Origin of the sequence: Brevibacterium sp. CFH 10365, assembly GCF_009299785.1 — a bacterium.
Lineage (GTDB): Bacteria > Actinomycetota > Actinomycetes > Actinomycetales > Brevibacteriaceae > Brevibacterium > Brevibacterium limosum.
The window spans coordinates 45,200-55,572 of the sequence record NZ_VIGO01000002.1 but is presented as its reverse complement, the minus strand read 5'-3'; the positions used below and the strand labels follow the sequence as shown (position 1 = coordinate 55,572).

At 66.5% G+C, this 10,373-nt stretch carries 10 protein-coding genes; all 10 read right to left on the bottom strand.

Going from position 1 to position 10,373, the window contains the following annotated elements:
• Nucleotides 1–69 precede the first annotated feature (69 nt).
• The 10 genes from nusB to alaS all read right to left on the bottom strand — a co-directional run bounded on the left by nusB (nucleotide 70) and on the right by alaS (nucleotide 10,217).
• A complete protein-coding gene (gene nusB / locus FHG09_RS03500; RefSeq protein ID WP_152346328.1) occupies nucleotides 70–480 on the bottom strand; it encodes a transcription antitermination factor NusB in 411 nt (136 codons plus the stop codon).
• The gene (efp, locus tag FHG09_RS03495) at nucleotides 481–1,041 is read right to left on the bottom strand and encodes an elongation factor P (RefSeq protein ID WP_152346327.1); all 561 of its coding nucleotides are present in this window, start codon (nucleotides 1,039–1,041) and stop codon (nucleotides 481–483) included. It lies immediately after the preceding gene.
• 147 nt (nucleotides 1,042–1,188) lie between these two features.
• Nucleotides 1,189–2,310, bottom strand: coding sequence for a 3-dehydroquinate synthase (gene aroB / locus FHG09_RS03490; RefSeq protein WP_152346326.1), 1,122 nt, complete (start codon nucleotides 2,308–2,310; stop codon nucleotides 1,189–1,191).
• Between the two features lie 171 nt (nucleotides 2,311–2,481).
• On the bottom strand, nucleotides 2,482–3,120 hold the full coding sequence (locus FHG09_RS03485) for a shikimate kinase (protein ID WP_152346325.1): 639 nt from the start codon (nucleotides 3,118–3,120) through the stop codon (nucleotides 2,482–2,484).
• On the bottom strand, nucleotides 3,117–4,316 hold the full coding sequence (aroC, locus tag FHG09_RS03480) for a chorismate synthase (RefSeq protein ID WP_152346324.1): 1,200 nt from the start codon (nucleotides 4,314–4,316) through the stop codon (nucleotides 3,117–3,119). The genes FHG09_RS03485 and aroC overlap by 4 nt, the downstream gene beginning before the upstream one ends.
• 10 nt (nucleotides 4,317–4,326) lie before the next feature.
• On the bottom strand, nucleotides 4,327–5,025 hold the full coding sequence (locus tag FHG09_RS03475; protein ID WP_152346323.1) for a hypothetical protein: 699 nt from the start codon (nucleotides 5,023–5,025) through the stop codon (nucleotides 4,327–4,329).
• Nucleotides 5,026–5,050: 25 nt separating this feature from the next.
• Nucleotides 5,051–5,953, bottom strand: a complete 903-nt coding sequence (locus tag FHG09_RS03470; RefSeq protein WP_152346322.1) for a shikimate dehydrogenase family protein — start codon at nucleotides 5,951–5,953, stop codon at nucleotides 5,051–5,053.
• A 3-nt stretch (nucleotides 5,954–5,956) separates the two neighbouring features.
• The gene (mltG, locus tag FHG09_RS03465; RefSeq protein WP_152346321.1) at nucleotides 5,957–7,093 is read right to left on the bottom strand and encodes an endolytic transglycosylase MltG; all 1,137 of its coding nucleotides are present in this window, start codon (nucleotides 7,091–7,093) and stop codon (nucleotides 5,957–5,959) included.
• Entirely contained in the window at nucleotides 7,090–7,566 is a 477-nt protein-coding gene (gene ruvX, locus FHG09_RS03460; protein WP_152346320.1) for a Holliday junction resolvase RuvX, read from the bottom strand. Before ruvX ends, mltG begins: the two co-directional genes overlap by 4 nt.
• A complete protein-coding gene (gene alaS, locus FHG09_RS03455) occupies nucleotides 7,563–10,217 on the bottom strand; it encodes an alanine--tRNA ligase (protein WP_152346319.1) in 2,655 nt (884 codons plus the stop codon). Before alaS ends, ruvX begins: the two co-directional genes overlap by 4 nt.
• Between the last annotated feature and the right edge of the window lie 156 nt (nucleotides 10,218–10,373).

Here is a 10,373-nt window from a genome sequence, read left to right as displayed (position 1 = left end):
GGTTCGATTCGATTGTAGACCCGGTGGGATGCCCACCGGCGGGCGGGTCCGGAGTGCGGACCCGCCGACTCAGATGAGTGTCGGTTTGACGTCGAGGATGCGCGAGAGCAGCCCCGAGACGAAGCCGGGTGAGTCATCTGTGGAGAACTGCCTGGCCAGGGACACTGCTTCGTCGATGGCCACCTTGTCGGGGACCTCGTCGTTGAACAGCATCTCCCAGGTTCCGATCTCCAGCAGCGACCGGTCGACGGCCGGCATGCGGTCCAGGGTCCAGCCTTGCGCGTAGGTGGAGATGATCTCGTCGATCTCCGCCTGCTTCTCGGTGATGCCCCTGACGATCTCGACCGCGTATTCCTTCATCGGGTAGTCGGGATCGTTCGATCGCATGGTGACGAGTTCGTCCATGGCCATCCGACGCTGCCCGGCTTCGAAGAGCAGCTCAAGAGCCCGGCGGCGGGCTCGAGTACGTGCCGATGCCACTTACTTGACGCGTCCGAGGTAGTCGCCGCTGCGGGTGTCGACCTTGACCTTCACGCCTTCTTCGAGGAACAGGGGCACCTGGATCTCGTAGCCGGTCTCGAGAGTCGCCGGCTTCGAACCGCCGGTCGAACGGTCGCCTTGGAGTCCGGGTTCCGTGTGGGTGATGGTCAGCTCCACCGAGGGCGGCAGCTCCACCGACAGCGGGGTGCCTTCGTGGAAGGAGATCTGCAGCTGCTGGTTCTCGAGCATATAGTTCGCGGCATCGCCGACGAGCTCTGCGGAGATGTTGACCTGATCGTAGTCCTCGGAATCCATGAACACGTAGTCGGTGCCGTCATGGTAGAGGTACTGCATATCGCGGCGGTCGACGTTCGCGGTCTCGACCTTGGTGCCGGCGTTGAAGGTCCTGTCGATGATCTTGCCGCTCGTCACGCTCTTGAGCTTGGTGCGAACGAACGCCGGCCCCTTGCCGGGCTTGACGTGCTGGAACTCCAGCACCTGCCACAGCTGGTTGTCGAGGTTGAGCACAAGGCCGTTCTTCAGGTCGTTCGTTGTCGCCACTAATTCGTCCTTCTTCGATTCAGTCCTGATCACCGAACGGTGATCGCAGTCGGCAAGACGCGCCTGATCGCCCCGGGGTGCGGGGTCGACGAACGCGCCACTGGGCAAGTCTAGCAAGCTCAGCGGGAGGCTTCCATCCGAGTGGGCTCAGCCGAGGCCGATGCCGATGCCGAGGGGAACTGTCGGCGAATCCTCGCCGATCTCCTGGTAGGCAGTGAAGAGGATCGAGGCATCGGGGATCTCGACCGTGCTGGGTTCCCCGATGCCGCTCAGCAGGACCATCCGCAGCATCGCTCCGCGGGCCTTCTTGTCCCTCTTCATCGTGTCCAGCAGCTGGGGCCACACATCGGAGCGGTAGCCGACGGGCAGTCCGAGCTTGCCGAGCAGCTCACGGTGGAGGTCGACGACTTCGTAGGGCAGGCTCTTGATCATCGAGGCCACCTCGGCGGCGAAGACCATGCCCACGGATACGGCTGCGCCGTGGCGCCATTGGTAGCGCTCCTTGTGTTCGATCGCATGGCCGAGGGTGTGTCCGTAGTTGAGGATCTCCCGGCGTCCGGACTCCTTGAAGTCGCTGGAGACGACATCGGCCTTGACCCGGATGGAGCGTTCGATGAGTTCGCGCAGAACGGGACCGTGCACATCGGCGATCTCGTCCTTCGAATGGTTCGATACGAGATCGAGGATCGCGGGGTCGGCGATGAATCCGGTCTTGACCACCTCGGCGAGTCCGGTGAACAGTTCGTTCTCCGGCAGGGTTCCCAGCGTGTCGAGGTCGACGAGGACTCCGGCGGGAGCGTGGAAGGAGCCGACGAGATTCTTGCCTTCGGCGGTGTTGATTCCGGTCTTGCCGCCGATGGAGGCGTCGACCATTCCGAGGACGGTGGTGGGGATGTGGATGACCTTGAGTCCGCGCAGCCAGGTGGCGGCGACGAACCCGCCGAGGTCGCTCACGGCTCCCCCGCCGACGGTGACGATGGCATCGCTGCGGGTGAAGTCGGATTGGCCGAGGACCTGCCAGCAGAAGGCCGCGACCTGGACGTGCTTGGCCTCTTCGGCGTCGGGAATCTCCGCGGCCACGGCCTCGAGGCCGGCTGCGGCGAGGTCATCGCGGACGGTCTCGCCGGTGGTGCGCAGGGCGCGGGGGTGGATGACGAGGACCTTCTCGACGCGGTTTCCGAGCAGCTCCGGCAGTTCGCCGAGCAGTCCCTGGCCGACGAGGACGGGGTAGTTCCCGCCGGCGTCCACATTGATGCGTGTGAGGCTCATTCGTCCGTCTTCCTGATCGTTCATCGTCTTCTCTCAAGCGCTTGTCGGCCGGTGGGTGCACGGGGTCGAGGAACCGAATCCGCCGGCCGGACCCAGCCTAGCCCTCACAGGCACCCGGCGGCGAAATGCCTGACCAGTTTGGTCGGAAACGTCTCACCGCCGGGTCTGAGCTCAGTTCTCGGGTCGGAGTCCGTCCTCGTCCGGGCTGGCGTACTTCGCGTACTCCTCGGCCCGCTGCAGAGCGGTGAGGACGTCGACGACCCGGTTGACGACAGTCGACGGCGGTGAGTTCGAGGCCTGCACCCGGAAGGTCGCGACCTGTTCGTACAGCGGTTCGCGTTCGGTGACCAGCGCCAGCCAGTTCTCCACCGGGCTTCCGGCGCCGCGCAGCAGCGGCCGATGCGGGGCGGTGAGCCGCTGTGCCACGGTGTCGAGGTCGATATCGATGTGCACGACCTTGATCGCCGGATGCTTCAGCTGTGCCCGCGTGCCCGGGTTGAGGATCGCCCCTCCGCCGAGTGACACGATGCCCGGCCGATCGAGCAGACGACGCAGTGCTCTGCGCACGACCTCACGTTCGATGCGCCGGAAGTGGTCTTCGCCGCGATCGACGAAGATCTCCGAGATGACCCCGTACTTGTCGACGATATTCGCGTCCGTGTCCGTCAGCGGCAGGCCGAGGCGATCGGCGAGCAGCCGACCGATCGTCGACTTCCCTGCCGCCGGCGGGCCGGAGAGCACGATGCGCGACAGCGCGGCGGGGACCGGTTCCAGGGGTGGAACCGGTTTGGGCAGCGGGGTGTGGTTCATCGCCCGATGCGGAGGTTCTCCGGAATGGCCGCGACGTAGGCGTCCAGGTTCCGCTTCGTCTCGGCGACGGAGTCTCCGCCGAACTTCTCGACGACTGCCTCGGCGAGCACGAGAGCAACCATGGCTTCGGCGACGACTCCGGAGGCGGGCACCGCGCAGACGTCGGAGCGCTGGTGGTTCGCCTTCGCGGCTTCACCGGTTTCGACGTCGACGGTGGCCAGGGCGCGCGGGACGGTGGCGATCGGCTTCATTCCCGCCCGCACACGCAGCGGACCGCCCGTGGACATTCCGCCCTCGGTGCCGCCGGCACGATTGCTCGTGCGGCGGAGACCGTCCTCGCCGACGGCGAGTTCGTCATGAGCCTTCGAACCGGGACGCTTCGTGGTGAGGAACCCGTCCCCGACCTCGACTCCTTTGATCGCCTGGATGCCCATGAGGGCACCGGCCAGGCGGGAGTCGAGACGACGGTCCCAATGGACATGGGAGCCGAGTCCCGGAGGCAGATCGTACGCGAGGACTTCGACGACTCCGCCGAGGGTGTCCCCGGACTTCTTCGCCGCGTCGATCTCGGTCACCATCGCCGCCGAGAGTTCAGCGTCGAAGCAGCGGACCGGATCGGCGTCCAGAGCGTCGACATCGGCTGCGGTCGGCAGTTCGGGCAGCGCATCGGCGGCATGATCGGCTCCGCCGATGGCGACGGTGTGGGAGACGAGGGTGATGCCCAGTTCGCCGAGGAACTTCGCGGCCACCGTGCCCAGTGCCACGCGCATCGCGGTCTCCCGGGCCGAGGCCCGTTCGAGCACGGGGCGGGCTTCGTCGAAGCCGTACTTCTGCATGCCGACGATATCGGCATGGCCCGGGCGCGGACGGGTCAGTGGGGCGTTGCGCGCGAGTCCTTCGAGTTCGGACGCGTCGACGGGGTCCGGGCTCATCACGGATTCCCATTTCGGCCATTCGGTGTTGCCGACCTCGATCGCCACGGGTGAGCCCAAGGTCTCCCCGTGTCGGACGCCGCCGAGGAGGCGCACATCGTCGGCTTCGAACTTCATTCGTGCGCCGCGGCCATAGCCGAGTCGGCGGCGAGCCAGGCTCGCACGAATATCGTCCCTGGTGATCGGTACATGGGCGGGAAGCCCTTCAATGATCCCGGTCAGCGCTTCGCCGTGGGATTCGCCTGCAGTCAGCCATCTCAACATTCCACCGATTCTACAAAAGGATCGGTGCGAACAGGCACCCGAGCCACATGCCGGATAGCATCGCGGGTCCGAAGGCGATGGTCACCCCGCGCACCCGACCGGCCCGGATCGCGCCGATGAGCGCCCAGATCCCGCTGATGAGCATCATGGCCACGAGGACGAGGGCCGGTGCGAAAGGATCGAAGAGGGTGGCGGTGGAGAACACGACGAAGGCGAGTTTGACGTCGCCGAGCCCCATCGTCCGTGCGTTCATGGCCCGTCCCAGCAGGTGCAGACCGGCGAAGAGTAGTGCGGCAGTGACCCCGGCGAAGAGGACGAGGAACCAGACGCTCGAACCGCCCAGAACCGAGGCGACGACAGTGGTGACGAGACCGATGCCGATGAGGGGCCAGACGATCCGATCGGGCAGTCGCCGGACCAGGACGTCGGCGCGGACGAGGAACGGAGTGGCCCCGGCGACGGCACCCAGCAGGAGTGCTGCGCCGATGTGGTCGGCCGGAGTCTTCAGCGCCTCACCGACGGGCAGGGCGAGGCTGCCGATCGCCGCGATGAGGGTTCCGACGATGACGAGTCCGACGTTCCCGCGGGAGCCCTCGAGAACGGCGGCGTGAGCGTCATCGGCGATCCAGGTGCGCAGAGTCCGCGCCAGCACCAGGCCGACGACCACAGCGATGAGTACGGACACGCCGATGACCATCCCATGCATCACCCCGGTCTCCACCACTGTGACCGTCTCAGCCCTGGGCCGAAGGAGCGTGATCGTCGAGGGCCGAGTACATGGCGCGGGTGATGCGTTCGCGCAGCCCCGGATCCCGCATGTCGGTCGCGGATCCGTTCCCGGCGTCTCCCGCGACCGACTGTGCCGCACCGAGGAACATCTCGAACTGGGCGACGGCCTGTTCGACGAGCATGGCGGTTCCGGCGACAGGTCGCAGACCGTGGGCGGCGGCCGCGGCGAGGAAGGTCGAATCACCGGCGTAGGCGACGTCGAGGGCGATGCCGCCCGCGGTGAGGGAATCGTCCCAGACCGGGTCGGGGGCCGCCTCGGCGGGCAGGGTCGAGATGACGATCGCCGACGGGCCGATCCGGGTCAGATCCCCCACCGAGGCGGTCAGTCCGATCCGCTCGGCCAGGTCGAGGATCCGGCGGGCGCGGTCGGGGTTGCGGACGCGCAGGTCCACATGGGTGATCCCGAGATCGCGGCAGGCCACGAGCGCCGAGGCGGCCGTGGCTCCGGCCCCGAGGACCGTCGCCCGACCGTCTCCCGCACCTTCGACTTCCGCATCCGCGCGCGCAGAGATCGCACGCACGATGCCTTCGACGTCGGTATTCGCCACCTGCACCCGACCGCCGCGGCGGACCAGGGTATTGCCGGCTGCCGTCAGTGCGGCCGTCTCGTCGACCCTCCACCCGCGTTCGGCGGCGAGAGAGACGAGCCGGTCCTTCAACGGCATCGTCAGCGAGAACCCGGTGTGGTCGGGATGGGAGTCGAGGAACCCCTCGAGCTCATCTGCACCGAGCTCGAACCGGGAGTACTCGCTGGACTCCATGTTCAGGGCCGTGAAGGCGGCCCGGTGGAGCAGCGGGGACTTCGAATGTGCGATGGGCGAGCCGAGCACCGCGGCGAGAATCCTCACTGGCTATCCGTCGTCCTTGCTGTGCTCACGCAGCCACTTGCGGTAGATCTCGACGTTCTTCTTGTGGTCCTCGTAGGTGTCGGCGAACTTCGTCTCCCCCGTGTCTGGGTTCGTCGCGACGAAGAACTGCCAATCGCCGTCGGCGGGTTCGAGCGCTGCCTCGACAGCGCCTCGGCTCGGCGAATTGATCGGTCCGGGAGGCAGGCCCTTCTTCTTGTACGTGTTGTACGGCGAGTCCGACTGGCGTTCCTTCTTCGTCGTCGTCAGGTCGGAGCGGGCTCCGTGGATATAGGCCACTGTCGCATCCGATTGGAGCAGTCCCCCGGTCCGCGACTCATCGGAGATGCGGTTGAGAAAGGACCGGGCCACCTTCGACCGCACCTCGGGGTCTCCCGGGGACTCCTTCTCCACGAGGCTCGCCAGGGTGAGGATGCGGTTGGCGTCCTTGCTCTCGATTCCCAACTCGTCGAGCTCGGTCTCGGTCTTGTCGACCATCTCCTGGACGATGTCTTCGGCAGTCTTCTGCTTGTTCAGGTCGTACGTCGCCGGGTAGAGGTAGCCTTCGAGGCTCGGGGCCTCGATGTCGAGTCCGTAGTCCTTCGGGGTCTTGTCATCGATGGCTCTGTCGACCTCATCGGCGTTCATCCCCGACTCGATCATGATCGCCTTGATCTCTTCGACCTGCTTGCCTTCGGCGACTGTGATCTTCGGCGGGGCGATGGGGTTGATGAGCGCTTCGACCGCGGCCTTCGAGCTCATCTTCTCCCGCATCGTCCACGTTCCGGCTTGGATGGTCGCGTCACGGCTTTCGATCTCGTCGAGGAAGGGCTCGGAATTCATGATCACTCCGGCTTCGACGAGCTGGTTGGCCACAGTGCGGGCCGAGGAGCCGGGAGCGATTTCGATCGAGACCTCGTTCGTGCCCTGACCCTCATAGTCGCCTTTGGGTCCGAACAGGTCGTCGAAGACGCCCCCGGCGGCCCGCACGCCGAAGAATCCGCCGATGCCGAAGACGAGGACGCAGATGATCACGATCGTCGTCGTCCGTCGCCGGCGCATCATCCTGCGCCGCTTCTTCGCGCGGATCTCCGCCCGGGTCAGTCCTTCGTCGGACGAGAACTCTTCGGTGATGGGGCTCATACGTCGCTCTCCTCGTCGGGCATCTCACGACCGGCGGGAACACCGGTGTTGTGTTCGTACTCGAGGGCGTTCTGGAGGATGATCACGGCGGCTTGGGCATCGACGATCTCGCGTCGCTGGCGCGATGACTTTCCGGCTGCGGCGAGAGCCTGGTGGGCTTCGACCGTGGTGAATCGTTCGTCGACGAGCCGGACCGAGGTGCCGGTGGCCGCGGCGATCCGGTGGGCGAACTCCAGCGCCGAGGCGGCTGCCGCCCGGGCGGCCCCGTCGAGCGACTTCGGGTCCCCCACCAGGAGCTCGATGGGTTCGTACTCGTCGACGATGTCGCGCAGCTGTCCCAGCGCCGCCGGTTCGTCTCTGCGCCGGACGACGGTGAGCGGGGTGGCCAGAATCCCGTCGGGATCGCTGGAGGCGACACCGATCCGCACGGAACCGATGTCGAGACCCAGCCGGCGACCTCGGCGGAAACTCACTGGATGGCTGCCTTGACCGCCGCGATGGCGGACGGGATGGCGCCGGGGTTGCTGCCTCCGCCCTGCGCGAGGTCGGGCTTGCCGCCGCCTCCGCCGCCGAGTTCGCCGCAGGCCAGCGACACGAGCCTGCCGGCCTGCAGACCGGCGGCCCGGGCCGCCTCGGTGGTGGCGATGACGACGACGGGTTTGCCGTTGCTGACACCGATGCCGAAGATCACGGCCTGACGGTCCGAGACCCGGTTGCGCAGGTCGGTCACCAGTGTGCGGATGTCTCCGGCGTTGGCGATGTCGCCGAGTTCGGCCTGCACGAACAGGGTCTGGCCCACGGTCTGCGCCTCGTCGAGGAACCTCCCGGCCGAGGCCAGCAGCTGCTGGGCGTTCAGTCGGGCGATCTCCTTCTCCGCGTCCTTGAGCCTGCTCATCAGGTCGGAGACGCGTGAGGTGACATCGGTTCCGGGGACTTTGAGCATCTCCGAGAGCGAGGACACGATGGTCCGCTCGGCGGCCAGGGAACGGAAGGCGTCCATGCCGACGGCGGCCTCGATGCGGCGGACTCCGGAGCCGACGGAGGCTTCGGAGAGCACTGAGATCGGTCCGACTTCGGCGGAGGCTCCGACGTGGGTGCCGCCGCAGAGTTCGCGGGAGAAGGGGCCGCCGATGTCGACGACGCGCACGACGTTCGGGTACTTCTCCCCGAAGAGGGCCATGGCACCGGACCTCTTCGCGTCGTCGAAGGACATGTATTCGGTGCCGACTTCGTAGTTCGAGCGCACCGCGAGGTTCGCGACCTCTTCGATCTCGGCCCGCATCTGGGTGCTCGGGGCTTCGGGGAACGAGTAGTCGAAGCGCATGTATCCGGGCTGGTTGAGCGAACCGGCCTGCACGGCGTGGCTGCCGAGGATCTCCCGCAGCGCCGCGTGGACGAGGTGGGTGGCGGTATGGGCCTGTGCGCCCTGGAACCGGTGGTCGTGATCGACGGCGGCGAGGACTTCGTCACCGACGTGGAGCTCTCCGTCGAGGACTTCGACGCGGTGGGCGGGCAGACCCTTGACCGGGTTCTGCACGTCGGTGACGCGGGCGGTGAAGCCATGACCGGAGATGAGTCCGATATCGGCGCGCTGGCCGCCGGACTCGGCGTAGAACGGCGTCAGGTCGAGGACGACGTCCCCGCTCTGACCGGTGGTGAGCACCTCGGTTGCGACACCGTCCGTGACGATTCCCCGGACCCTGGAATCGGCTTCGAGCCGGTCGTAGCCGACGAATTCGCTGGCGCCGTCGTCGAGCAGCGCCGAATAGGCGGAGAGGTCGGTGTGACCGCCGCCCTTCTTCGCCTTGGCGTCGGCTTTGGCGCGCGTGCGCTGCTCACTCATGAGGTCACGGAATCCGGCCTCGTCGACGTTCAGCCCGGCCTCGGAGGCCATTTCGAGGGTGAGGTCGATGGGGAATCCGTGGGTGTCGTGGAGGGCGAAGGCGATGTCTCCGCTGATGGTCGTGTCTCCACCGCTCAGTGACTGTGCGGCGTTGGCGAACAGCTGGGTGCCGGATTCGAGGGTGCGCAGGAACGCCTTCTCCTCGGCGAAGGCCACCCGGGAGATCCGGTCGAAGTCGGTTTCGAGTTCGGGGTAGGACAGCTTCATGGCGTGCATGGATACGGGCAGCAGCTCGGGCAGGACTTCGTCCTTGACTCCGAGCAGACGCATGGCACGCACAGCACGGCGGAGCAGTCGGCGGAGGATGTATCCGCGGCCTTCGTTGCCGGGGCGGACTCCGTCGCCGATGATGATCAGGGCCGAGCGGACGTGGTCGGCGACGACGCGCAGCTGCACGTCGGTGTGCTCGTCCTCGCCGTAGGTCCGACCGGCCAAGCGGCTGGCGGCTTCGATGACGGGGTACACCTCGTCGATCTCGTACATGTTCTCCACGCCCTGGAGCAGGAAGGCGACACGTTCGAGCCCCATACCGGTATCGATGTTCTTCGCGGGCAGGTCGCCGGCGATGTCGAAATCGACCTTCGAGCGGACCTCGGAGAGTTCGAACTCCATGAACACGAGGTTCCAGATCTCGATATACCGGTCTTCGTCGGCCACCGGTCCGCCCTCAACGCCGTAGGCGGGGCCGCGGTCGTAGTAGATCTCGGAGCAGTAGCCTCCGGGGCCGGGCTGGCCGGTGTGCCAGAAGTTGTCTTCGTTGTCGCGCAGCTGGATGCGCTCACGGGGCACGGACGTCTCCTCGAGCCACATGTCGATGGTCTCGGCATCGTCCTCGTGCACCGTCGCCCACAGCAGTTCCGGGTCGAAGCCCAGTCCGCCCTCGGCGACGGGGTTCGTCAGCAGTCCCCAAGCGAATTTGATGGCGTCGCGCTTGAAGTAGTCGCCGAAGGAGAAATTGCCGTTCATCTGGAAGAACGTGCCGTGGCGGGTCGTCTTGCCGACCTCTTCGATGTCTCCGGTGCGCACGCACTTCTGCACGCTGGTGGCACGGTTGAACGGTGCCGGTTCACGGCCGGTGAGGTAGGGAATGAACTGCACCATTCCCGCGATGTTGAACAGGATGGACGGGTCGGAGCTGATCACCGACGCCGAGGGGACCACGGTGTGCCCGTTCGCTTCGAAGTAGTCCAACCAGCGTTGCTTGATCTCTGCCGTCTTCAATCCTGGGCCTTTCAGATATTGCCTGTGAGTCGCGTGACTGTTGCGCCCGGCACGACACTCACTCGTGTGCACCTGCACTCAACAGGGACCAGTTTAATGGCTCCGTCGCAATATGCGAGGCGGCGCGGCGAGCCGGGGACGCCGGTGCCGGACTCC